The organism is Pseudomonas fungipugnans (assembly GCF_029955235.1).
GTDB lineage: Bacteria > Pseudomonadota > Gammaproteobacteria > Pseudomonadales > Pseudomonadaceae > Aquipseudomonas > Aquipseudomonas fungipugnans.
This window is the reverse complement of record NZ_JARBWL010000002.1, coordinates 2,038,069-2,061,031: the sequence shown is the minus strand read 5'-3', so window position 1 is coordinate 2,061,031 and position 22,963 is coordinate 2,038,069. Positions and strand designations below refer to the sequence as shown.

Here is a 22,963-nt window from a genome sequence, read left to right as displayed (position 1 = left end):
TCAAATACGCCGTGCGGCGTAACGCTTGAGCATGCTCGGCACATCGAGAATCAGTGCAATGCGGCCGTCACCGGTAATGGTGGCGCCGGACATACCCGGGGTTCCCTGGAGCATTTTGCCCAATGGCTTGATGACCACTTCTTCCTGGCCCACCAACTGATCGACGACAAAGCCGATCCGCTGGGTGCCCACCGAAAGGATCACCACGTGGCCCTCGCGCTGCTCTTCGTGAGCGGCGGAGCTGACCAGCCAGCGCTTGAGATAGAACAAAGGCAGTGCCTTGTCCCGCACGATCACCACTTCCTGACCGTCCACCACGTTGGTGCGCGACAGGTCGAGGTGGAAGATCTCGTTGACGTTCACCAGTGGGAACGCAAACGCCTGGTTGCCGAGCATGACCATCAGCGTCGGCATGATCGCCAGGGTCAGCGGCACCTTGATGACGATCTTCGAGCCCTTGCCCTTGGTCGAGTAGATATTGATGGTGCCGTTGAGCTGGGCGATCTTGGTTTTCACCACGTCCATGCCCACGCCACGACCGGACACGTCGGAGATCTCGGTCTTGGTCGAGAAGCCCGGCGCGAAGATCAGGTTGAAGCAGTCGGACTCGCTGAGACGGTCTGCCGCATCCTTGTCCATCAAACCTTTCTTGACCGCGATACCGCGCAGGACATCAGCGTCCATGCCCTTGCCGTCATCAGAGATGGACAGCAGGATGTGGTCGCCTTCCTGTTCAGCAGACAGGATCACCTTGCCGCTGCGAGGTTTGCCCATCGCTTCGCGCTCGGCCGGCTCTTCGATACCGTGATCGACCGAGTTGCGCACCAAGTGGACCAGCGGATCGGCCAGGGCCTCGACGAGGTTCTTGTCGAGGTCGGTTTCTTCGCCGACCAGCTCCAGGTTGATCTCTTTCTTGAGCTGGCGAGCCAGGTCGCGAACCAGGCGCGGGAAGCGCCCGAAGACCTTCTTGATCGGTTGCATCCGGGTCTTCATGACCGCGGTCTGCAGGTCGGCGGTGACCACGTCGAGGTTCGACACGGCCTTGGACATGGCTTCGTCGCCGCTGTTGAGGCCCAGACGGACCAGGCGGTTACGCACCAGCACCAGCTCGCCAACCATGTTCATGATTTCGTCGAGACGGGCGGTATCGACCCGCACCGTGGTTTCGGCTTCGCTGGCCGGCTTTTCCGGTGGCGGCGCAGCCGGGGCACGGGCCGGAGCCGGTGCAGCAGCGGCAGCCGGCTTCGGCGCTTCGGCTTTAGGCTCTGGCGCTTTGGCGACAGGAGCGGCTACCGGCGCAGGTGCCTTGGCCACAGGTGCCGCTACGGCAGAACCCGCAGAAGCCGTGCCTACTTCAGTGAACTTGCCTTTGCCGTGCAGTTCGTCGAGCAGCGATTCGAACTCGTGATCGGAGATCAGGTCGCCACCAGCGGCTTTAGCCGTTGGCGCAGCCGGGGCCGGGGCCGAAGCAATGGCCGACTCCAGCGCATCGACGGCAAAGTTGCCCTTGCCGTGCAGTTGATCGAGCAGTGCTTCAAATTCGTCGTCGGTGATGTCGGAGCTGTCGCCGGGTCCTTTCGGAGCCGCCGGTGCAGCAGGCGCTGCCACCGCGTCGACCGCAAACTGACCTTTGCCGTGCAGTTGATCGAGCAACGACTCGAATTCGGCATCGGTGATTTCATCGCTGGTCGCATCGGCAACAGGCGCAGGCGCAGCAGCCGGTGCGGCGGCCTGAGCCTTGACCGCGTTCAGCGAGTCCAGCAGTTGTTCGAATTCGTTATCGGTGATGTCGCCCGATTCGGCTTCGGCAGCCGGCTCTTCCACCGCTTGCGCCACGGGGGCGGCAACATCGGCAGATTGCGGCTCGGCCAGACGGGCCAGTGCCGCGAGCAACTCTGGCGTCGCAGCCGTGATCGGGCTGCGCTCACGGACTTCGGTAAACATGCCGTTCACCGCGTCCAGCGCTTCGAGAACCACGTCCATCAGTTCCGAGTCGACGCGACGTTCACCCTTGCGCAGGATGTCGAACACGTTCTCGGCGATGTGACAGCACTCCACCAGCTCATTGAGCTGGAGGAAGCCGGCGCCCCCTTTTACAGTGTGAAAACCGCGAAAAATTGCATTGAGCAAATCCGCATCATCCGGTCGGCTTTCCAGCTCGACCAGTTGCTCGGACAGTTGCTCTAGAATCTCGCCGGCCTCAACCAGGAAATCCTGAAGGATCTCTTCATCGGCGCCGAAGCTCATTAAGGGGGTGCTCCTACAGGTCTAAAAACCTAAAAAACCTAAAATGCTAAAACTCTAAAATCCTAGGCTGGATAACAAATCGTCCACATCGTCCTGACCGGACACAACATCTTCTCTTTTATCGGCATGAATCTGCGGACCTTCACCCTGAGAGAGATGTTTTTGCGGATCTTTTTCAGCAAGCATCGCTTCACGGTCATGTTCGATGCCCGCAAAGCGGTCCACCTGGCTTGCCATGAGTACGAGCTTGAGCAGGTTGCTTTCGACTTCGGTGACCAATTGGGTCACGCGCTTGATCACCTGACCGGTGAGGTCCTGGTAATCCTGGGCCAGCAGGATGTCGTTGAGGTTGCTCGACACCACGCGGTTGTCTTCGCGGCTGCGGGTCAGAAAACCGTCGACCCGACGGGCCAGTTCGCGAAACTCTTCAGCCCCGACTTCGCGGCGCATGAAACGGCCCCAGTCGGTGCTCAATGCCTGGGCTTCTTCGCTCAGGCTGTTGATCAGCGGCGTGGCGTTTTCCACCAGGTCCATGGTGCGGTTGGCCGCGGCCTCGGTCAGCTTGACCACATACCCCAGACGCTCGGTGGCGTCGGTGATTTGCGACACTTCCTCGGCTTGCGGCATGTTCGGGTCAATCTGGAAATTGACGATCGCGCTGTGCAGCTCGCGAGTGAGCTTGCCCACTTCCTGATACAGGCCGCGGTCACGGGTCTGGTTGAGCTCATGGATCAGTTGCACCGCATCGCCGAACCTGCCTTTTTCAAGGCTTTCGACCAGTTCGACCGCATGTTTTTTCAGAGTCGATTCAAAATCGCCCTGTGAAGATTCGTTATGCTCCATAGCTCCCCCGTGGCGCAGTTGCTCAACCGATGCGTTCGAAAATCTTCTCGATTTTTTCTTTCAACGCCTGGGCCGTGAAGGGTTTGACCACATAGCCGTTAACACCGGCCTGGGCCGCTTCGATGATCTGTTCGCGCTTGGCTTCAGCGGTCACCATCAATACCGGCAGGTGCTTGAGCTTTTCATCGGCGCGCACGTGGCGCAGCAAATCGATACCGGTCATGCCAGGCATGTTCCAGTCCGTTACCAGAAAGTCGATGCTCCCGCTGTTGAGAACAGGGATAGCCGTAGTGCCATCGTCCGCCTCGACCGTGTTGGTGAACCCAAGGTCACGCAACAGGTTTTTAATGATCCGCCGCATCGTTGAGAAGTCATCAACGATGAGGATTTTCATGTTCTTGTCCAATTCGACCTCCAAGCAGTCTTAAACGCGTCCAGCACCTGGACGCGCCATTTCAATCAATCAGGCAAAGCACTCAAATGACTGTCTGGAACACAACACAACAAGACCGGTGCCGTTCACAACCGCACCAGCCTGGTTTGCAGTCCCCACACTGCCTTCAGCGCGCTCGCCACTCCCCCAAACGCCCCCGCAAACGGGCCGCGCACTGGCTGTGTAACTGGCTGACCCGCGATTCGCTGACCCCCAGGACCTCACCGATTTCCTTGAGGTTCAGCTCTTCGTCGTAGTACAGCGCCAACACCAGTCGCTCACGCTCCGGCAAATTGGCAATCGCGTCCGCCAGTGCGGCCTGGAAACGTTCGTCTTCCAGATCGCGTGACGGCTCAAGATGAGCACTGGCGCCATCCTCGTGCAGCCCTTCGTGTTCGCCGTCCTGCAACAGGTCGTCGAAACTGAACAGGCGGCTGCCCAAGGTATCGTTCAAAATCCCGTAATAATCGTCGAGACTCAATTGGAGTTCGGCCGCAACCTCGTGATCTTTAGCGTCACGGCCGGTTTTAGCTTCAATAGAGCGAATTGCGTCGCTGACCATCCGGGTATTGCGGTGGACCGAGCGTGGCGCCCAGTCCCCTTTGCGTACTTCATCGAGCATCGCGCCGCGGATCCGGATCCCCGCGTACGTTTCAAAACTGGCGCCTTTGCTGGCGTCGTATTTGGTCGAGACTTCCAGCAGGCCGATCATCCCGGCCTGAATAAGATCTTCAACCTGCACACTTGCCGGCAGACGCGCCAGCAAGTGATAGGCAATGCGTTTGACCAGCGGCGCGTAACGCTCGATCAGCTCGTACTGCGCATCACGTGCCGATTTTTTGTAGAGGTTGTAACCGCTGGCTGTCATACCACTGGCCCTGCTGTCTGTTGCACGAGGCGCTCGACGAAGAATTCCAGATGCCCGCGCGGGTTCGCCGGCAGCGGCCAGGTGTCGACCTTCTGTGCAATGGCCTTGAACGCCAGCGCGCACTTGGAGCGCGGAAAGGCTTCGTAGACTGCACGCTGCTTCTGCACGGCCTTGCGCACGCTTTCGTCGTAAGGCACCGCACCGACGTATTGTAAGGCGACATCGAGGAAGCGATCCGTGACCTTGGTCAACTTGGCGAACAGGTTGCGACCTTCCTGCGGGCTCTGGGCCATGTTGGCCAGGACGCGGAAGCGGTTCATGCCGTAATCGCGATTCAGCAGTTTGATCAGCGCGTAGGCGTCGGTGATCGAGGTCGGTTCGTCGCACACCACCAGCAGCACTTCCTGGGCTGCGCGAACAAAGCTGACGACCGAGTCACCAATACCCGCAGCGGTGTCGATCACCAGTACATCGAGGTTGTCGCCGATGTCGCTGAACGCCTGAATCAGGCCGGCGTGTTGCGCCGGGCTCAGATGAACCATGCTCTGGGTGCCGGACGCCGCCGGGACGATGCGGATTCCGCCCGGCCCCTGCAACAGCACGTCGCGCAGCTCACAGCGGCCTTCGATCACATCGGCCAGGGTGCGTTTGGGCGTCAGTCCGAGCAGGACGTCGACGTTCGCCAGCCCCAGATCGGCGTCCAGCAGCATGACCCTGCGGCCAAGCTCAGCCAGAGCCAGGGACAAATTCACTGACACGTTAGTCTTCCCGACGCCACCCTTGCCGCCGGTCACCGCGATCACCTGTACGGGATGCATGCTGCCCATGTTATTTCTTTACCTTGTCTTGCATAGACGGAGGCCACATTACTGGCTGCGCGTTCACCAACGGAACAATGCATGGCAGACCATCGATGTAGGTACAAAAACTGTTCATTACTACCTTAGCCAACCTGCTTGGTCGGGCTGTGGTAAATATCAGCGAACATGTCAGCCATGGCTTCCTCGCTGGGTTCTTCCTGCATTTGCACGCTTACGGCGCGACTGACCAACTGATGACGACGCGGCAGATGCAAATCATCCGGGATCCGCGGGCCATCGGTGAGGTAAGCCACTGGCAACTCATGACTGATGGCCAGGCTCAACACCTCGCCCAGACTTGCCGTTTCATCCAGTTTAGTCAGGATGCACCCGGCCAGCCCGCAGCGCTTGTAACTGTGATAAGCGGCAGTCAGTACCTGTTTCTGGCTGGTAGTGGCCAGGACCAGATAATTCTTCGATTTGATGCCACGACCGGCCAGGCTTTCGAGCTGCATGCGCAAGGCCGGATCGCTGGCTTGCAGGCCGGCGGTATCGATCAGGATCACGCGCTTGCGCAGCAGGGGGTCCAGCGCCTGCACCAGGGACTGCCCCGGATCGACGTGGGTCACCGACACATTGAGAATCCGGCCCAGGGTTTTCAGCTGTTCCTGGGCGCCAATGCGATAGCTGTCCATGCTCACCAGCGCGATGTTCTGTGCGCCGTACTTGAGTACATAACGGGCGGCGAGCTTGGCCAGGGTGGTGGTCTTGCCCATGCCGGCAGGGCCGACCATGGCAATCACACCGCCCTCTTCCAGCGGCTCGACTTCCGGGGTGGCAATCATCCGCGCCAGGTGCGCCAGCAACATGCGCCAGGCCTGACGAGGCTCTTCAATATCGCTAATCAGTGCCAGCAGGTCACGCGACAACGGACCGGACAGGCCGATGCGTTGCAGGCGGCGCCACAGGTTGGCCTGGGCCGGACGGCTGCCTTGCAGCTGATTCCAGGCCAGGGAACCGAGCTGGACTTCCATCAGTTCGCGCAGGCTGTTGAGCTCGAAACGCATCGAGTCGAACGCCCGTGGGTCGACACCGCCAGAGGACTGTGCAGGGGCCGGTGCCGGACGACGCGGCGCGCTGTAGGTCGGTTCGACCAGCGGTTCGGCAGCGGTCAACGGCAGGCCGGCGAACAGCTGGCGGTTGGTGGTCTGGTCACCCTCGGTCTCGCCATCGCCACGCAGGCTCAGTTCGGCCTGGGCGGTGACGATGCGCGACTGGGTCTTGCGCAGCTCGTCTTCGAGTTCCATGTTCGGAACGCGCGGAGCCAGCGCCGACAATTTGTAATCCAGCGCAGCCGTCAGCTCGACACCACCGGCAATCCGGCGATTGCCAATGATGGCGGCATCAGCGCCCAGCTCATCACGAACCAGTTTCATGGCCTGACGCATATCGGCGGCGAAAAAACGCTTAACTTGCATAAACCACTACCTCAGCCGTTGGGCCCTACTGTCGCAACGATGGTCACTTGCTTGTTGTCAGGGATTTCCTGATAAGCCAACACATGCAAACCCGGGACTGCCAGCCGACCGAACCGCGAGAGCATCGCGCGAACCGGACCGGCCACCAGCAGAATCACCGGTTGACCTTGCATCTCTTGACGCTGCGCGGCATCGATCAATGAACGCTGCAGCTTCTCTGCCATGCTTGGCTCCAGCAGAACGCCCTCTTCCGAGCCTTGTCCTGCCTTCTGCAGACTATTGAGCAATATCTGTTCCAACCTTGGCTCCAGAGTGATAACTGGTAGCTCGGACTCAGTCCCTACAATGCTTTGGACGATTGCGCGCGATACGCCGACGCGCACCGCGGCCACCAAAGCGGCAGTATCTTGACTCTTGGCGGCATTGTTGGCGATGGCCTCGGCAATGCTGCGAATGTCCCGTACCGGCACCTGTTCGGCCAACAGCGCCTGCAAGACCTTGAGCAATTGCGACAGCGACACCACGCCCGGCACCAGCTCCTCTGCCAGTTTTGGCGAGCTTTTGGCCAGCAATTGCATGAGTTGCTGGACTTCTTCGTGGCCAATCAGCTCGCTGGAGTGCTTGTACAGAATCTGGTTCAAGTGGGTTGCCACTACCGTACTGGCATCGACCACGGTGTAACCGAGGGACTGAGCCTGGGCGCGCTGGCTGATTTCGATCCAGACGGCCTCCAGGCCAAAAGCCGGATCTTTGGCGGTAATGCCGTTGAGCGTGCCGTAGACCTGTCCGGGGTTGATCGCCAGCTCGCGGTCCGGGTAAATCTCCGCTTCGGCAAGGATCACACCCATCAGGGTGAGGCGATAGGCGCTGGGCGCCAGGTCGAGGTTGTCACGTATATGCACCGTCGGCATCAGGAAGCCCAGGTCCTGGGACAGCTTCTTGCGCACGCCCTTGATCCGCGCCAGCAACTGGCCACCCTGATTGCGGTCCACCAGCGGAATCAGGCGATAGCCCACTTCCAGGCCGATCATGTCGATCGGGGTCACGTCATCCCAGCCAAGTTCCTTGGTTTCCTGAGCGCGGGCCGGGGAAGGCAGCAGCTCCTGCTGACGCTTGACCTCTTGCAAGGCCTGAACCTTGACCACGTTCTGCTTCTTCCAGAACAGGTAAGCACCGCCAGCCGCCAGGGCCGCCATGCTGAGGAAGGAGAAGTGCGGCATGCCGGGCACGATGCCCATCACCGCCATCAGCCCGGCCGCGACGGCCAGCGCCTTGGGCGAGGCGAACATCTGGCGGCCGATCTGCTTGCCCATGTCTTCGGAGCCGGAAGCACGGGTCACCATGATCGCGGCAGCGGTGGACAGCAGCAGTGATGGCAATTGCGCCACCAAACCGTCACCGATGGTCAACAGCGCGTAAACCTTGCCAGCATCGCCGAAGCTCATGCCGTGCTGGAAGATGCCGACCGCCATGCCGCCAATAAGGTTGATGAACAGAATCAGCAGGCCGGCGATGGCGTCACCCCGGACGAACTTGCTGGCACCGTCCATGGAACCGTAGAACTCGGCCTCCTGGGCCACTTCCATCCGGCGCAGCTTGGCCTGGTTCTGGTCGATCAGGCCGGCGTTGAGGTCGGCGTCGATGGCCATCTGCTTGCCGGGCATCGCATCGAGGGTAAAACGTGCGCTCACCTCGGAAATCCGCCCGGCGCCCTTGGTCACCACGACGAAGTTGATGATCATCAAGATCGCGAACACCACGATACCGACCACGTAGTTGCCGCCGATCACCACCTCACCGAAGGCCTGAATCACCTTACCGGCAGCGGCATGGCCGTCCTGCCCGTGGAGCATCACCACCCGCGTGGAGGCCACGTTCAGCGCCAGGCGCATCAACGTCGCCACCAGCAATATGGTCGGGAACACCGCGAAATCCAGCGGCCGCAAGGCGTAGACGCAGACCAGCAACACAACGATGGACAAGGCAATGTTGAACGTGAAAAACACGTCCAGCAGGAACGGCGGGATGGGCAACATCATCATTGCCAGCATGACCAGCAGCAACAACGGCACGCCCAGATTGCCTCGCGAGAGGTCATTCAGGTTTGTGCGGGCACTGTTGAGTAACTGAGAGCGATCCACCGGTTTTCCCCGTTCCTTAAAGCAAACTTTTGACGCCTGAAGCAGACGCAGGGCGGCTACTGCAAGAAGCCTTCCAACTTTTACGCGGACCGGAAATGGTGGGTAGCTGCAAGCGATCTGCACTGTGGCGAGGGAGCTTGCTCCCGCTGGGACGCGCAGCGGCCCCAAACCCGCAACCGCGGCCTGCCAGACAAAACTTCATTTACGGGGGTTAACGACTGCTGCGCAGCCGAACGGGAGCAAGCTCCCTCGCCACAGGTGCTACTCGCCACAGGTGCTACTCGCAATAGAGCGCGGAACAGACAAACAGCGAACCTGACAGTTCTGCTAGTACCCAGCCGCTGCAATCGCGCCAATACTGAACGCCAGCACTTCAGACCTGCGCAAGCTGCAAGCGATCTTCACTGTGGCGAGGGAGCTTGCTCCCGCTGGGACGCGCAGCGACCCCAAACCCGCAACCGCGGCCTGCCAGACAAAACTCCATTTACGGAGGTTAACGACTGCTGCGCAGCCGAACGGGAGCAAGCTCCCTCGCCACAGGTGCTACTCGCAATAGAGCGCGGAACAGACAAACAGCGAACCTGACAGTTCTGCTAGTACCCAGCCACTGCAATCGCGCCAATACTGAACGCCAGCACTTTCAATCTTCGGAGCACCCCTTATGCCAGCGCCACGCGAAACCCTGCTTTGCCAATATCGCTACGACCCCCTCGACCGGCTGACTGACCACGCTCAGCCGAACACACCCACGCTTCAGCGTTTCTATTGCAAAAGCCGGTTGGCCACCGAAATACAGGGGACGACCGGGCATTCCATTGTGCAGCACGATGATCTGCTGCTGGCGCAACTACGGCGTCAGGATGATGCGATTAACACCACGTTGCTGGCCACCGATCAGCAGCGTTCGGTGCTGCAGACCCTTGAAGCCAGCCAACAGCGACAACCTATTGCTTATTCGCCCTATGGCCATCGCCCTGATGAAAACGGGTTGACCAGCTTGCTAGGCTTCAATGGCGAACGGCGAGACCCGGTGACCGGGCATTATTTGTTGGGGAATGGGTATCGGGCGTTTAATCCGGTGTTGATGCGATTTAATAGCCCGGACAGTTTGAGTCCGTTTGGGAAGGGCGGATTGAATAGTTATGCGTATTGCTCAGGAGACCCCATCAATCTCACAGACCCAACAGGACACATGTTTAAACCCACCTTCACCACACTAGACAAGCAGTTTTTATTTAGTCACGGATTATTGTCAAAGAAAGGCATTACAGCGGAAAAAGCGCAAGCCAAGTACAAAAAAATAGTAAACATACTTAAAGCGATATCCGGCCGAACAAAACACATACAAGCAACAACACTCGAAAAAGACAAACGCATTGCACTTGCAGCCGAGAACTCCCGCCCCAATAGCCCTGGGCAACTTGAACAACTCGCTTACGAACAATTACGCCCCGACTTTTCCAATATATTTGAAAACCCGGAAGTCATAACGAGTAGATTCCAACGACCTCATTCGTCGATAATAGAAAACTCAGTAAAATTTGAGCAGGCAAGTTACGTACCGCTATTACAAAATTTAAACAACCAAGGATCCCGTAATATTTATGAAAAACTCACAACTCCATCTTTTTTCAACACCTTCGATAAGAAACTCGTAGATTCGTATAAGGCACGGATAAAATCAGTCACCGATCAACACGTTGGTGAGCTTAGAAATGAGGCGCAACGAATCCGATCCAAGTATTTTGAAAGTTAACCCTCTCACATTCCTTTACGAATCACGCCTCAAATCCGGCGGGATCGGCAAATCCCCCTTCAGCGGATCCGGGCGTTTGCCCTTGCCGGCGCGGTGCTGGCGGATCTGGTAAACGTAGGCCAGGACCTGGGCGACGGCCAGATAGAGCCCACCCGGAATTTCCTGATCCAGTTCGGTCGAGTAATAGATCGAACGCGCCAGCGCCGGGGACTCAAGCAGCAATACTTCGTTGGCCACGGCGATTTCACGGATCTTCAACGCCAGGAAGTCACTGCCCTTGGCGATGAGCATGGGTGCCCCGCCCTTCTCCGGGTCGTACTTGAGCGCAACGGCGTAGTGGGTCGGGTTGGTGATGACCACGTCGGCATCGGGGATCGCGGCCATCATGCGGCGCTGGGACATTTCGCGCTGCAGTTGGCGAATCCGCTGTTTGACCTCGGGTCGGCCTTCCTGGTCTTTGTGTTCGTCGCGTATTTCCTGCTTGGTCATCAGCAGTTTCTTGTGGCTTTCCCACAGCTGCACCGGCACGTCCACGGCGGCGATGATGATCAGCCCGCAGGCCATCCACAAGGTACTCCAGCCCACCACTTGCAGGCTGTGGATGATGGCCCGGTCCAGCGGTTCGTGGGCGATGCGCAGCAGGTCGTCGATGTCGGATGACAACACCGCCAGCGCCACGAACAGAATGATGATGAATTTGGCCAGGGCCTTGAGCAGCTCGACCAGCGCCTTGCTGGAGAACATTCGTTTAAGGCCGCTGAGCGGGTTCATGCGGCTGAACTTGGGCGCCATGCTGCCCGCGGAGAACAGCCAGCCACCCAGTGAAATGGGGCCGATCAGCGCCGCCAGCACCAACGAGATCATGATCGGCTGAATCGCCCACAACGCGACCTGCCCCGAATGCATCAGGTAGGTACTCATGTATTTCTGATCGAGAATCACCTCTCGCGGCAGCGAGAAATTCAGGCGCATCAGCTCCATCAGGTCCTGGGCCAGGGCGCCGCCAAAAATCAGCAAGGCACTGGCACCGACCAGCATGATTGCCAGGGTATTGAGTTCCTTGGAGCGCGCAACCTCGCCCTTCTCCCGGGCGTCCTTTTTCTTTTTGTCCGTGGGGTCTTCTGTTTTGTCCTGACCGCTTTCGCTCTCAGCCATGGCTCAGTTCACCTGTGCCAGTTCGCGCAAGAGCTGCAAGGCCTCGGCGGCCAGCGGTTGAAACTGGTTGAGCATGTCCGCCAGCCCGACCCAGGTGATGAACAACCCGAGCACCAGGGTCAGCGGGAAACCGATGGAGAAGATGTTCAGCTGCGGCGCGGCGCGGGTCATCACACCAAACGCGATATTGACCACCAGCAATGCGGTGATGGCCGGCAGCACCAGCAACAGCGCCGCCCCCAGCACCCAACCCAGTTTACCGGCCAGCTCCCAGAAGTGATTGACCAGGAAACCGCTGCCCACCGGCAACGTGGTAAAGCTTTCAGTCAGCACTTCGAAGACCACCAGATGGCCGTTCATGCCCAGGAACATCAGCGTCACCAGCATGGTGAAGAACTGCCCGATCACCGCCACCGAGACGCCGTTGGTGGGGTCGACCATCGAGGCGAAACCCATGCCCATCTGGATCGCGACGATCTGCCCGGCGACCACGAACGCCTGGAAGAACAGCTGCAGCGAGAAGCCCAGCACGGCACCGACCAGGATCTGTTCGGCAATCAACAGCAGGCCGCTGAGGTCCAGCGGATTGACCGGTGGCATCGGCGGCAACCCCGGCGCAATCACCACGGTGATCGCCAGGGCGAGGTAGGCGCGCACCCGCTTGGGCACCAGGGTCGTGCCGAAAATCGGCATGACCATCAGCAAGGCGCCGACGCGAAACAGCGGCAACATGAACGTCGCCACCCAGGTACTGATCTGGGTATCGGTCAGCTGCAACAGCGACATGGTTTAGCCGATGACCTGAGGAATACTGCCGTACAACTGCAGGATGTATTCCATGAAAGTCTGGATCAGCCACGGGCCGGCAACGATCAGTGTCACCAGCATCACCAGAAGACGCGGCAGGAAGCTCAGGGTCTGTTCGTTGATCTGGGTAGCGGCCTGGAACATCGCCACCAGCAAACCCACGAGCAGGCTCGGGATAACCAGCACGGCGACCATCATGGTGGTCAGCCAGAGCGCCTCGCGAAAGATGTCTACCGCTACTTCTGGAGTCATGGGGAAACGCCACCGAAGCTACTGGCCAATGTTCCGATGATCAACGCCCAGCCATCCACCAGCACGAACAGCATGATCTTGAAGGGCAGCGAAATGATCAGCGGCGAGAGCATCATCATACCCATGGCCATCAGCACACTGGCGACCACCAGGTCGATGATCAGGAACGGGATGAAGATCATGAAACCGATCTGGAACGCGGTTTTCAATTCCGAAGTGACGAACGCCGGCACCAGAATGGTCAGCGGCGCCTGATCCGGGGTGGCGATGTCGGTACGCTTGGACAGGCGCATGAACAGCTCCAGATCGCTGCTGCGGGTCTGGGCGAGCATGAAGTCCTTGATCGGCACCTGGGCCTTGGCCACGGCGTCCTGCGCGGTGAGTTTTTCCGCCAGGTACGGCTGCAAGGCGTCGTTGTTCACCCGGTCAAACACCGGTGCCATGATGAACATGGTGAGGAACAATGCCATGCCGGTAAGGATCTGGTTCGACGGCGTCTGTTGCAGGCCCAGGGCCTGACGCAGGATCGAGAAGACAATGATGATTCGCGTGAAGCTGGTCATCAGCATGACGAATGCCGGGATGAAGCTCAGCGCGGTCATGATCAGCAGGATCTGCAGGCTGACCGAGTATTCCTGCGCGCCGTTGGCGTTGGTGCCCAGGGTGATCGCCGGGATCGACAACGGATCGGCGGCGAACGCCAGTGGCGCGGCCAGCATCAGGGCCAGCGTCAAGACGATGCGTAACGCACCCATTACTTCTTATCCTTATGATCCTTGCCCATCAGCTCCATGAGGCGCTGGGCAAACTCCGGGGTCGCTTTTTCAGTGCCGCTGGGCACCTGCACCGGCTCCTTGAGCACGTGCAGCGCGGTGATGGAGCCGGGGCTCAGGCCAAGCAGAATCTGCTCGTTGCCGACCTGCACCAGCATCAGGCGATCACGAGGGCCCAGGGCACGCGAGCCGATAAGCTCGATGACCTGCCCTTTGCCGGCGGGACCGTGCTGCTGAACCCGACGCAACAACCAGGCGAGGAGGAAGATCAATCCCAGCACCAGCAGCAGGCCAAACACCAGTTGCGTCAATTGCCCGGCCACGCCACTGCTGACCGCCGGCACGGCAGCGGCAGCGGCAGTCGCCGTTGCCACCGGTTCGGCCGCCATCGCGCTCAGCGGCAGCGCCAACACCAATCCCGCCAAAAAACCCAGAACCTTTTTCACTTAGCGCAGCTTCTTGATGCGTTCGCTTGGGCTGATCACGTCGGTCAGGCGGATGCCGAACTTTTCGTTGACCACGACCACTTCGCCGTGGGCGATGAGTGTGCCGTTGACCAGCACGTCCAGCGGCTCACCGGCCAGGCGATCCAGCTCGATCACCGAGCCCTGGTTGAGTTGCAGCAGGTTGCGGATGTTGATGTCGGTACTGCCCACCTCCATGGAGATCGACACCGGAATATCGAGGATCACGTCCAGGTTCGGACCGTCGAGGGTCACTGGGTCGTTGTTTTTCGGCACGCTGCCAAACTCTTCCATCGGCAGACGGTTGGACGCCGAACCGCCCGTGTCCGCCGCCAGCAAGGCGTCGATATCGGCTTGGCCGTCACCGGTCTCTTCCAGGGCCGCAGCCCATTCATCGGCCAGTGCCTGGTCGTCCTGAGCGTTCATATCGTCGTTCATCATGTGTCCTCGGCGGGCAGCTCTTCAACTAGAAGCAGCCAGTATTAAATGGGGGTTGAAGCGCCGGTCAACGGCGCTCGATCGGCTCGATCACCTGCAACGCGAGGTTGCCTTTGTGCGAGCCCATCTTGACCTTGAAGGCCGGCACGCCGTTGGCGCGCATGATCATCTCTTCGGGCATTTCCACCGGGATGATGTCCCCCGGCTGCATGTGCAGGATGTCGCGCAGACGCAACTGGCGACGGGCAACAGTGGCGCCGATTGGCACATCCACGTCCAGCACGTCCTGACGCAGGGCGTTGACCCAGCGCTCGTCCTGGTCGTCGAGGTCCGACTGGAAACCGGCATCGAGCATCTCGCGCACCGGCTCAATCATCGAGTACGGCATGGTCACGTGCAGGTCGCCGCCGCCGCCATCGAGTTCGATGTGGAAGGTGGAGACCACAATCGCTTCGCTCGGGCCGACGATGTTGGCCATGGCCGGGTTCACTTCCGAGTTGATGTACTCGAAATTGACTTCCATGATCGCCTGCCAGGCTTCTTTCAGATCGACGAAAGCCTGCTCCAGCACCATGCGCACCACACGCAGTTCGGTGGGGGTGAATTCACGCCCTTCGATCTTTGCGTGACGGCCGTCGCCGCCGAAGAAGTTGTCCACCAGCTTGAACACCAGTTTGGCGTCGAGGATGAACAGCGCGGTGCCGCGCAACGGTTTGATCTTGACCAGGTTGAGGCTGGTCGGCACGTACAGCGAGTGCACGTATTCGCCGAACTTCATCACCTGCACACCACCGACAGCAACGTCCGCCGAGCGGCGCAGCATGTTGAACATGCTGATGCGGGTGTAACGGGCGAAACGCTCGTTGATCATTTCCAGGGTCGGCATGCGTCCACGGACGATGCGATCCTGACTGGTCAGGTCGTAGCTTTTGACGCTGCCGGGTTCGGCGGCGGTATCGGTCTGTACCAGACCATCGTCGACGCCGTGCAACAGCGCGTCGATCTCATCCTGGGACAGCAGGTCCTGCACGGCCATGTCGTGTTCCTACTGCAGTACGAAATTAGTGAAAAGCAACTGTTCGATCACCACTTTGCCGAGTTCTTTCTGCGCCACTTCCTGGACGCTGGCGGTGGCCTTCTGACGCAGCATCTCCTGGCCGACCGGCGTCGCCAGCGTGGCGAAATCCTGACCGGAGAACAGCATCACGAGATTGTTGCGGATAACCGGCATGTGCACCTTGAGCGCGTCCATGTCGGCCTGATTACGGCCCTGCATGGTGATGCTCACCTGCATGTAGCGCTGACGACCGGCCTGGTTGTAGTTGGCCACGAAGGCGGGGGCCATTGGCTCGAAGATCGCCGGCTGCTTGCCGACGGGGGCTGTTTGCGCCGCCTCGGCAGGCTTGCTCTGGGCGCTGTGCATGAAGTACCAGGTCGCCCCCACGGACAAGCCGATCGCCAGCAGCACAGCCACCACGATTGCAATGATCAGCTTTATTTTGCCTTTGGTCGCGGGATCTTTTACTACCGCTGCAGCTTCGCTCTTCGCCATGCCAATAATCCGTCACTATTCAGGTTTTCACAGTCGCACGGCAAGGCAAGAGCAAGTGTTATGCCAGAAGTGTCGGCAATAGGGTCAGGCGGAAAGAGAGCGAGGTGTCACAAACCAATGTGGGAGCGAGCCTGCTCGCGAATGCAGTGTGACAGTCGACATAAATGTTGAATGTAAAACCGTATTCGCGAGCAGGCTCGCTCCCACAGGGGGAATGTGTGCAGTCAGGCGTAGTAGTCGACGGCGCTGGAGCCGATGACGGTAGTGGTGCTGGCCGCCACTTCGGCCGCCGTTGGCGCCAATTCTTCCTCCATGCCATCGACACGACCACCGCCGGCGCTGGTACGACCGCTCTGGGCCTGTTGCTGTGCCTGTTGGTCCTGCTGCCCCTGGCCATTCCAGCCTCGGGACTGGTCGGACACACTGACATCGACCTGGCCCATGCCCTGCTGCGCGAACATGTCACGCAGGCGGTGCATCTGCCCATCGAGCGCTTCGCGAACGCTTGGGTGTGCACTCATGAATGTCACTTGAGTCTGCTGGTCCGGGACCATGTTCACCCGGATATCCAGGCGCCCCAGCTCAGCCGGCTGCAACTGGATATCCGCCGCCTTGAGGTTGGCGCTGGACAGGTACATGACCCGATTGACCACTTCATCGGTCCAGCCGCTTTGATGCATGGCAATCGGCTGATTGACCGGCAAGGCATTGGCGGTTTTTGGCGTGGCAGCCTGGGTCAGCGCCGCCAGACGACTGGCAAAGTCATCAACACGGGTGTCGCTGGTGGCGGACTTCAAATCCTTGAGGCCGCCATCGATCAAGCTGCTGAATGCCTTGTCGCCACCCTGGCTGGTGCTGTCCTTGTCGGCTTGCACGTCGAGCATGCTGGCCATGCCGGCAGCAAAGGATTGTGCCGATGTCAGGTCACTGCTGTCAGCCGAGTCCTGAGTCGGTGCGGACTTGGGTTGAGACTGGCTGGAGGCAGACACGTGGCCACTCTGCTCCATGGCCATGCGCACTGCCGGCAGCGAGTCCAGCGGATCGGCTTGCGGGTCGAAAGCAGGATCGGTCGCGGCGACAGCAGCCTGAACTGGCGCGGCAGTCACGGTAGCGGCCACCGGGGCCTCGACTTGCGGCTGAACGGCGGCCGTCACCGGTGCGACCGGTGGCGCTGGCACTGGAACCACTGGCTGAGCCGCCTGAACCAATGCAGGGTCCAGCGTCGGATCAATCGGCGCGGGATCAACGGCTACCGGCGTGGTAGTGGTATCCGTATCGCTGTCACTATCACTGGCGGTCTTGTCGTCGGCGGTCGTCGAATTGTCAGCGGGCAAGGTATTGCCGCTATCGGCAACGGCAGGGTCCGCAGCGGCAGACTTGTCGTGGCTGACGTCCTTCTTTGCATGCCCCTCGGGGGTTTTATCCCGCACCGGTTTTGGCGCTGTATCAGGCACTGCAGACGGCTTGTTCTGGGCCTGATTGGCGTAGACTTTGGCGAAGCTGGGCGCCTTGACCCCTGACTCTAGAGGCTGCGCCGGGGTATTGGCGGGGGCCGCTTGAGCCTTGGCCTTCGAAGCGGCCTGAAGGAGCATATTGGGGGTAACGGACATGACGCGGTCTCCGCTGCACGGGATCGTAGGTACAGTTGGAGAGATTACTGCAAGGGCCGCGCCATGTTTGCCGGGGCGGCGCTAAAAGCGCCGGGCGGTGGCATGGAGCGCCAATGAACGCAGGCGCTCGGCTTCATAAAGAGGGCGCACCAGAGCGAATTCACCGTCAATTTCACCGACCAGTTGTTCGATGCCACTCAGGCTTCGCTGCTTGGCCCGCTGCTCCAGTTCATGGCACAACTCGGCCAGGCGGATGGCGCCCATGTTACTGCTGCTGCCCTTGAAGCTGTGCGCCGCATTCATCAACTGCGCGGCATCATCCGCCTTTCGCAGCAAGCGTAAACGTTCTTCGGAATCGACGATGAAGGTATCCAGCAACGCCGGATATTCATCCTCCATGACCTCTTGCAACGCGCTCAGCACGTTGTGGTCCAGATGTGTGTCAGCCACTTGCTCACTCCTTGATCAAGAATTCGCGGATTATGCCAGAGCCTCCCAGTAAAACTCCACGCGGGCAGTACGACCATCGTCGGACCAACTCGCGCTACGGCTCAACTGGCGGATCAGGCTGACCCCGCGTCCCGACAAACGGACGCCGTCCAGCGGTCGCTCCATCACTCGTGTTACATCAAAACCCTGACCACTGTCAGTCACCTCGATCGCCAGGCAACCGCCCTCGCCCTTGGGCACGACCTGCATGTGCACCCGGACATAGCCATCGTGCAACGCATCCAGACGGGCGTTACGCTCTTGATAATAGCGCGCAAAACCCGACGCATCACGCTTGAGGCTGGAATCGAGCCCCAATACGCCGTGTTCCAGCGCATTGGAATACAACTCTGCCAATACACTGTACAACGCGCCGCTTTGCGCACGCAGACCATGCACCTCCAGCAACAGTTGCAGCATGTACGGCAGCGGATTGAAGCGCTTGAGGGTCGCGGCACGAAACTCGAAGCTCACCGACCAGTCCAGCGGACAGGACTGGCCGCTGTCGGAATACACCAGCGCCGGCGGGGTCAGCTTGGCCGCCTCCAGCAGGCTGACCTCGACCATGCTCACATCGTCGCGCGCCTCACCGCGAAAGTCCCGCAAGGCCTGCTCGATCTCCTCGAACAAGGTGGCAGGCTGATGATTGGCAGCAAACACCTGCTGCAACCGCTCCACGCCAAACAGCTGCTCGTTGGCGTCACACGTATCGATGACACCATCGGACAACAGAAACACCCGGTCGCCCACGGCCATCGTCAAGACGTCGGTGCGATCATCGAACGTTTGCGGGCTCAGCACGCCCAGCGGCAAATGCCGGGCCGGCAACGGCGTGCGCACGCCACTGGCCACACAGTGCAGGTAGCCATCGGGCATGCCGCCATTCCAGACCTCAACCGAACGCCGCTGAAAACTCAGGCACAGCAGGGTTGCACAGCAGAACATGTCGACCGGCAGGATACGCTTGAGCTTGGCATTCATCTCCCGCAGGGTTTCGGACAGGCCATAACCCTTGGCGGTCATGCCATAGAACACCTCGGCCAGCGGCATGGCACCCACTGCAGCCGGCAAGCCATGGCCGGTAAAGTCGCCGAGCAGCACGTGCATGTCGCCAGCCGGGGTGAACGCCGCCAGCAACAGGTCACCGTTGAACAGCGCATAAGGCGATTGCAGGTAGCGGATATTCGGCGCATTCAGGCAACCGGAGTGGGCCACCTTGTCGAACACCGCCTTGGCCACCCGCTGCTCGTTGAGCAGGTACTCGTGATGCCGGGCGATCAGGTCACGCTGTTCCAGCACGGTGGCCTGCAACCGCCTCAGGCGGTCCATGGCCTTGATCTTTGCGCCCAGAATCACCTGGTTGTAGGGCTTTGCCAGAAAATCGTCGCCGCCCGCCTCCAGGCAACGCGCCAGGGCTTCACTTTCGGTGAGCGAGGTCAGAAAGATGATCGGCACCAGGGTTTCCCCGGCCAGCGCCTTGATCTGCCGCGCCGCCTCGAAACCGTCCATCACCGGCATCATGGCGTCCATCAGCACCAGTTGCGGTGCCTGCTGGCGGAAAGCCTCAACCGCCTCGGCACCGTTACAGGCGGTCAGCACTTGGTGGCCCTGACGGCGGACGATACTCGACAGCAGCATCCGGTCGGCTGCACTGTCTTCGGCGATCAGTATCGTCAGCGGCTCGAAGGGCGCCTGCATGGCGGTCAACTGATGTCGAACAGCTTGTCGAAATTGGAAATGGCCAGGATCTTTTTCACGTCGGAACTGCTGTTGACGACGCGAATATCGGAATTGTCGCCACCGGCGTGATCACGCAGCAACAGCAACATGCCCAAGGCCGAGCTGTCGAGGTAGGTGGCGTCTTTCAAATCAACCACCACCGAACTCGGCATCTGGCCGTCGGGACGCTCATAGGACTCGCGAAATTCCTGATGTTTGGCGAAATCGAATCGCCCCCTGATCGAGATCGTCAGCTTTTGTCCATCCGGGGAGACTTCTGTAACGACTGACATTGAACGGCTTCCTTGTCATTGAAGAACGTGTACAAGGTTTAGCATCTGGCGAGGAGCCGGGCAAGGTGTGAAGTACCGACGGTCAGTGAAACTTGCGGTGAACATGCCGACGTTTTCGCGAGCAGGCTCGCCCCCACAGGGTGCGTGCATTCCAATGTGGGGGCGAGCCTGCTCGCGAAGAACGATAACGCGGTGCAACTGACTCAATACGGATCCTGACGCGGCAAGCGCTGGGACAATTCGTCCAGCAACTTTTGCTCACGCCGGTCTTCAAGCGCCCGCGCCTCGTCGGCGTAGCGCTGCACCAGTTTGCGCAGGCCTTCGACCCGGGCAAACGCCTGCTGCCAGGCGTCACGGGCCTTGGTCATGTTGTTTTGATGCCAGACCAGGCTCTGCCGCTGTTGGTCGATGGCGGTGCCCAGTTGCGCCAGAAAGCCCTGGTAACCGAGCAGCCACTGCCCGGAAACGCCGGTGCTGCCCCGTATGATCCATTGCTCCTGGTAATCCAGGCGGTAAGCTTCCAGGTCCGCAAGTTTGCTCTCTGCCAGGCGCACCTGGCCCTGAAAGTGCCCCAGACGCTGAACCGCGGTTTTCTCGGCCTTTTCGGCCATTTCCACCACGGGCGCCAGGCGCCCTGCGCGACTCTGGGCCATGGCCGGTTAGCCGCCGGCCGCCGGGGCGAAGATCGTGCCGAGATAGGCTTCGCTTTCGCCCATGCTGATGCTGTCGTTAAGGCCCTGACGCAGGTATTTGGCCAGTTGCGGTTGCAGCGAAATCGCCAGGTCGGTTTCCCGGTCACCGCCAGCGACGTAGGCGCCGACGCTGATCAGGTCGCGACTCTGCTGATAACGCGACCACAGCTGCTTGAAGTACTGGGCACGGACCATGTGTTCCGGCGACACCACCGATGGCATGACCCGACTGATGGACGCCTCGATATCGATGGCCGGGTAATGGCCTTCTTCAGCCAGGCGCCGGGACAGCACGATGTGGCCGTCGAGTACGCCCCGAGCCGAGTCGGCGATCGGGTCCTGCTGGTCATCGCCTTCGGACAATACGGTGTAGAACGCGGTGATCGAACCACCCCCCTTCTCGGCGTTACCGGCGCGCTCCACCAGTTTCGGCAACTTGGCGAATACCGACGGCGGATAACCCTTGGTCGCCGGCGGCTCGCCAATGGCCAAGGCGATTTCCCGCTGGGCCTGGGCGAAACGGGTCAGTGAATCCATCAGCAACAGGACGTTCTTGCCCTTGTCGCGGAAATATTCGGCGATGCGCGTGCAGTACATGGCCGCTCGCAAACGCATCAGCGGCGCATCGTCCGCCGGGGACGCGACGACCACCGAGCGCTTGAGGCCTTCTTCACCGAGAATGTTTTCGATGAATTCCTTGACTTCGCGGCCCCGCTCACCGATCAGCCCGACGACGATAATGTCGGCCTCGGTGAAGCGGGTCATCATGCCGAGCAACACCGATTTACCGACACCCGTACCGGCGAACAGGCCAAGACGCTGGCCGCGACCGACCGTCAATAAACCGTTGATGCAGCGAATGCCCACGTCCAGCGGCTCGCTGATCGGCTCGCGCTTGAGCGGGTTGATGGTCGGGCCGTCCATCGGCACCCAGTCTTCGGCCTTCATTCCACCTTTGCCATCGAGGGCCCGACCGGCACCGTCGAGTACCCGGCCGAGCATGCTCATGCCCATCGGCAGGCGGCCGGTATCAGCCAGTGGCACCACACGAGCGCCGGGGGCGATACCGGCGACGCTGCCGACCGGCATCAGAAATACCTTGCTGCCGGAGAAGCCCATGACTTCGGCTTCGACCTGCACCGGGTGATAACTGTCGTCATTGATGACCATGCAGCGACTGCCCATGGCCGCGCGCAAGCCCTCGGCTTCGAGGGTCAGGCCGACCATGCGCAGCAAGCGGCCCTCAAGAATCGGTGCACCGGCAAGCGTGGCGGCCTCGGTGTAACCGCTCAGGCGCTTGGCGAAGCTGGTGCGATCAAGGCGCATCGGGGGTGTCCGGCGGGGTTTGCAGCGCTGCATCGGCTTCGACGCCAGGGTCGACCTCAGGCTTGGCGGCCTCGGGCAACTCCAGGCTCAGGTCCGGCTCAGCCGGGTGCAGCGCCTGTTCGTGCAACTGATCGAAGAGCTTGGCCATGACCTGCGCCACGCGGGTTTCCACGGTCGCGTCGATGCGGCTGTGTTCGGTCTCGACCCGGCAACCGCCCGGCAACAGCGCTTCGTCCTCGACGATGCGCCAGGTTTCTTCATGGCGCTCGCGCAGGGCTTTGACCTGTTCGAAATCCTGCGGATTGATGTACAGCCGCACATTGCCCACGCCCAGCGGCAGCAGCTTGAGAGCCTCGCGCATGACGTGTTCGATTTGCGTCGAATCGATGGCCAGTTCGCGCTGAATCACTTGCCTGGTGATGTGCTGCACGAGGTCGACCAGCGACTTTTCGATCTGGGAATCCTGCTCGGCGATGGGCTCGAACAGGTTGGCCATCAGTTGTTCCAGGCCGACGATCTTGGCCGACAGGGCCACATCGGCTTCCTGACGGACCTTGAGCGTGGCGCTGTGAAAGCCTTCTTTTTCGCCAATGGCGAAGCCTTCGTTATAGGCCTCCTGGCGAATGCTTTCGAGCTCTTCGAGGGTCAGTGGCTGGACTTCGTCCAGCGGCACTTCTTCCATCTCCGGCGGTTCAGGCTCGGGTTCCGGCTCGGGCTCGGGCACAAACGGGTCGAAACTGGGCAGCGACCAGACGTCGAAAGTGCCGACGCCCTTGCCACGGATCAGGTCGGTCTGGGACTCATCATGTTTGGACGACATAGTGACC

General features: G+C 60.3%; 23 protein-coding genes. 1 reads left to right on the top strand and 22 read right to left on the bottom strand.

Annotated features, from left to right (window positions below):
* The 7 genes from POF45_RS24520 to flhA all read right to left on the bottom strand — a co-directional run bounded on the left by POF45_RS24520 (position 1) and on the right by flhA (position 8,810).
* A complete protein-coding gene (locus POF45_RS24520) occupies positions 1-2,247 on the bottom strand; it encodes a chemotaxis protein CheA (RefSeq protein ID WP_282316953.1) in 2,247 nt (748 codons plus the stop codon).
* Between the two features lie 54 nt (positions 2,248-2,301).
* A complete protein-coding gene (locus tag POF45_RS24515; protein WP_259500775.1) occupies positions 2,302-3,090 on the bottom strand; it encodes a protein phosphatase CheZ in 789 nt (262 codons plus the stop codon).
* A gap of 22 nt (positions 3,091-3,112) precedes the next feature.
* Positions 3,113-3,484, bottom strand: coding sequence for a chemotaxis response regulator CheY (locus tag POF45_RS24510; protein WP_003183998.1), 372 nt, complete (start codon positions 3,482-3,484; stop codon positions 3,113-3,115).
* A 166-nt stretch (positions 3,485-3,650) separates the two neighbouring features.
* Positions 3,651-4,391 carry an RNA polymerase sigma factor FliA gene (fliA, locus tag POF45_RS24505; RefSeq protein ID WP_007894214.1) on the bottom strand — a complete coding sequence of 247 codons (741 nt, stop codon included), beginning with the start codon at positions 4,389-4,391 and terminating at the stop codon, positions 3,651-3,653.
* Positions 4,388-5,218, bottom strand: coding sequence for a flagellar synthesis regulator FleN (gene fleN, locus POF45_RS24500; protein WP_259500764.1), 831 nt, complete (start codon positions 5,216-5,218; stop codon positions 4,388-4,390). The genes fliA and fleN overlap by 4 nt, the downstream gene beginning before the upstream one ends.
* Before the next feature lie 116 nt (positions 5,219-5,334).
* Positions 5,335-6,669 (bottom strand): flagellar biosynthesis GTPase FlhF, encoded by a 1,335-nt coding sequence (gene flhF / locus POF45_RS24495; protein WP_259500762.1) that lies wholly within the window; start codon positions 6,667-6,669, stop codon positions 5,335-5,337.
* A gap of 11 nt (positions 6,670-6,680) precedes the next feature.
* The gene (gene flhA, locus POF45_RS24490; RefSeq protein ID WP_259500760.1) at positions 6,681-8,810 is read right to left on the bottom strand and encodes a flagellar biosynthesis protein FlhA; all 2,130 of its coding nucleotides are present in this window, start codon (positions 8,808-8,810) and stop codon (positions 6,681-6,683) included.
* A 661-nt stretch (positions 8,811-9,471) separates the two neighbouring features.
* Here flhA and POF45_RS24485 point away from each other — a divergent pair.
* On the top strand, positions 9,472-10,566 hold the full coding sequence (locus tag POF45_RS24485) for an RHS repeat-associated core domain-containing protein (protein ID WP_282316952.1): 1,095 nt from the start codon (positions 9,472-9,474) through the stop codon (positions 10,564-10,566).
* Positions 10,567-10,581: 15 nt separating this feature from the next.
* Here the strand turns inward: POF45_RS24485 and flhB are convergent, their stop codons facing one another.
* The 15 genes from flhB to fliH all read right to left on the bottom strand — a co-directional run bounded on the left by flhB (position 10,582) and on the right by fliH (position 22,956).
* Positions 10,582-11,721: a flagellar biosynthesis protein FlhB gene (flhB, locus tag POF45_RS24480; RefSeq protein ID WP_259500754.1), complete on the bottom strand. Its 1,140-nt coding sequence runs from the start codon at positions 11,719-11,721 to the stop codon at positions 10,582-10,584.
* Positions 11,722-11,724: 3 nt separating this feature from the next.
* Complete coding sequence (gene fliR / locus POF45_RS24475; RefSeq protein WP_259500752.1) at positions 11,725-12,507, bottom strand: flagellar biosynthetic protein FliR; 783 nt, start codon at positions 12,505-12,507, stop codon at positions 11,725-11,727.
* Between the two features lie 3 nt (positions 12,508-12,510).
* Positions 12,511-12,780 (bottom strand): flagellar biosynthesis protein FliQ, encoded by a 270-nt coding sequence (gene fliQ, locus POF45_RS24470; protein WP_259500750.1) that lies wholly within the window; start codon positions 12,778-12,780, stop codon positions 12,511-12,513.
* Positions 12,777-13,535 carry a flagellar type III secretion system pore protein FliP gene (gene fliP / locus POF45_RS24465; RefSeq protein ID WP_259500749.1) on the bottom strand — a complete coding sequence of 253 codons (759 nt, stop codon included), beginning with the start codon at positions 13,533-13,535 and terminating at the stop codon, positions 12,777-12,779. The genes fliQ and fliP overlap by 4 nt, the downstream gene beginning before the upstream one ends.
* Complete coding sequence (gene fliO / locus POF45_RS24460; protein ID WP_282316951.1) at positions 13,535-13,999, bottom strand: flagellar biosynthetic protein FliO; 465 nt, start codon at positions 13,997-13,999, stop codon at positions 13,535-13,537. The genes fliP and fliO overlap by 1 nt, the downstream gene beginning before the upstream one ends.
* Complete coding sequence (fliN, locus tag POF45_RS24455) at positions 14,000-14,455, bottom strand: flagellar motor switch protein FliN (protein WP_259500745.1); 456 nt, start codon at positions 14,453-14,455, stop codon at positions 14,000-14,002.
* Between the two features lie 67 nt (positions 14,456-14,522).
* Complete coding sequence (gene fliM, locus POF45_RS24450; RefSeq protein ID WP_008024584.1) at positions 14,523-15,491, bottom strand: flagellar motor switch protein FliM; 969 nt, start codon at positions 15,489-15,491, stop codon at positions 14,523-14,525.
* A gap of 9 nt (positions 15,492-15,500) precedes the next feature.
* Positions 15,501-16,007 carry a flagellar basal body-associated protein FliL gene (gene fliL, locus POF45_RS24445; protein ID WP_259500740.1) on the bottom strand — a complete coding sequence of 169 codons (507 nt, stop codon included), beginning with the start codon at positions 16,005-16,007 and terminating at the stop codon, positions 15,501-15,503.
* A gap of 224 nt (positions 16,008-16,231) precedes the next feature.
* A complete protein-coding gene (locus POF45_RS24440; RefSeq protein WP_282316950.1) occupies positions 16,232-17,617 on the bottom strand; it encodes a flagellar hook-length control protein FliK in 1,386 nt (461 codons plus the stop codon).
* Positions 17,618-17,698: 81 nt separating this feature from the next.
* Positions 17,699-18,067 (bottom strand): Hpt domain-containing protein, encoded by a 369-nt coding sequence (locus tag POF45_RS24435; protein ID WP_259500737.1) that lies wholly within the window; start codon positions 18,065-18,067, stop codon positions 17,699-17,701.
* Between the two features lie 30 nt (positions 18,068-18,097).
* A complete protein-coding gene (locus POF45_RS24430; protein WP_282316949.1) occupies positions 18,098-19,804 on the bottom strand; it encodes an ATP-binding SpoIIE family protein phosphatase in 1,707 nt (568 codons plus the stop codon).
* A 5-nt stretch (positions 19,805-19,809) separates the two neighbouring features.
* Complete coding sequence (locus POF45_RS24425; protein WP_259500733.1) at positions 19,810-20,118, bottom strand: STAS domain-containing protein; 309 nt, start codon at positions 20,116-20,118, stop codon at positions 19,810-19,812.
* Positions 20,119-20,321: 203 nt separating this feature from the next.
* The gene (gene fliJ, locus POF45_RS24420) at positions 20,322-20,771 is read right to left on the bottom strand and encodes a flagellar export protein FliJ (RefSeq protein WP_259500730.1); all 450 of its coding nucleotides are present in this window, start codon (positions 20,769-20,771) and stop codon (positions 20,322-20,324) included.
* A gap of 6 nt (positions 20,772-20,777) precedes the next feature.
* Positions 20,778-22,136, bottom strand: coding sequence for a flagellar protein export ATPase FliI (fliI, locus tag POF45_RS24415; RefSeq protein ID WP_259500728.1), 1,359 nt, complete (start codon positions 22,134-22,136; stop codon positions 20,778-20,780).
* Positions 22,126-22,956, bottom strand: coding sequence for a flagellar assembly protein FliH (gene fliH, locus POF45_RS24410; RefSeq protein ID WP_282316948.1), 831 nt, complete (start codon positions 22,954-22,956; stop codon positions 22,126-22,128). Before fliH ends, fliI begins: the two co-directional genes overlap by 11 nt.
* Positions 22,957-22,963 lie beyond the last annotated feature (7 nt).

What these genes read in the sequence shown, in the direction of transcription:
- fleN (WP_259500764.1), bottom strand. Translation starts at nt 5,218, where the DNA reads ATGGGCAGCATGCATCCCGTACAGGTGATCGCGGTGACCGGCGGCAAG.
- fliA (WP_007894214.1), bottom strand. Translation starts at nt 4,391, where the DNA reads ATGACAGCCAGCGGTTACAACCTCTACAAAAAATCGGCACGTGATGCG.
- fliL (WP_259500740.1), bottom strand. Translation starts at nt 16,007, where the DNA reads ATGGCGAAGAGCGAAGCTGCAGCGGTAGTAAAAGATCCCGCGACCAAA.
- POF45_RS24425 (WP_259500733.1), bottom strand. Translation starts at nt 20,118, where the DNA reads ATGTCAGTCGTTACAGAAGTCTCCCCGGATGGACAAAAGCTGACGATC.
- fliH (WP_282316948.1), bottom strand. Translation starts at nt 22,956, where the DNA reads ATGTCGTCCAAACATGATGAGTCCCAGACCGACCTGATCCGTGGCAAG.
- POF45_RS24485 (WP_282316952.1), top strand. Translation starts at nt 9,472, where the DNA reads ATGCCAGCGCCACGCGAAACCCTGCTTTGCCAATATCGCTACGACCCC.
- POF45_RS24520 (WP_282316953.1), bottom strand. Translation starts at nt 2,247, where the DNA reads ATGAGCTTCGGCGCCGATGAAGAGATCCTTCAGGATTTCCTGGTTGAG.
- POF45_RS24430 (WP_282316949.1), bottom strand. Translation starts at nt 19,804, where the DNA reads ATGCAGGCGCCCTTCGAGCCGCTGACGATACTGATCGCCGAAGACAGT.
- fliQ (WP_259500750.1), bottom strand. Translation starts at nt 12,780, where the DNA reads ATGACTCCAGAAGTAGCGGTAGACATCTTTCGCGAGGCGCTCTGGCTG.
- POF45_RS24510 (WP_003183998.1), bottom strand. Translation starts at nt 3,484, where the DNA reads ATGAAAATCCTCATCGTTGATGACTTCTCAACGATGCGGCGGATCATT.
- flhB (WP_259500754.1), bottom strand. Translation starts at nt 11,721, where the DNA reads ATGGCTGAGAGCGAAAGCGGTCAGGACAAAACAGAAGACCCCACGGAC.
- fliJ (WP_259500730.1), bottom strand. Translation starts at nt 20,771, where the DNA reads ATGGCCCAGAGTCGCGCAGGGCGCCTGGCGCCCGTGGTGGAAATGGCC.
- flhF (WP_259500762.1), bottom strand. Translation starts at nt 6,669, where the DNA reads ATGCAAGTTAAGCGTTTTTTCGCCGCCGATATGCGTCAGGCCATGAAA.
- POF45_RS24515 (WP_259500775.1), bottom strand. Translation starts at nt 3,090, where the DNA reads ATGGAGCATAACGAATCTTCACAGGGCGATTTTGAATCGACTCTGAAA.
- fliN (WP_259500745.1), bottom strand. Translation starts at nt 14,455, where the DNA reads ATGAACGACGATATGAACGCTCAGGACGACCAGGCACTGGCCGATGAA.
- fliP (WP_259500749.1), bottom strand. Translation starts at nt 13,535, where the DNA reads ATGGGTGCGTTACGCATCGTCTTGACGCTGGCCCTGATGCTGGCCGCG.
- fliR (WP_259500752.1), bottom strand. Translation starts at nt 12,507, where the DNA reads ATGTCGCTGTTGCAGCTGACCGATACCCAGATCAGTACCTGGGTGGCG.
- fliM (WP_008024584.1), bottom strand. Translation starts at nt 15,491, where the DNA reads ATGGCCGTGCAGGACCTGCTGTCCCAGGATGAGATCGACGCGCTGTTG.
- fliI (WP_259500728.1), bottom strand. Translation starts at nt 22,136, where the DNA reads ATGCGCCTTGATCGCACCAGCTTCGCCAAGCGCCTGAGCGGTTACACC.
- POF45_RS24440 (WP_282316950.1), bottom strand. Translation starts at nt 17,617, where the DNA reads ATGTCCGTTACCCCCAATATGCTCCTTCAGGCCGCTTCGAAGGCCAAG.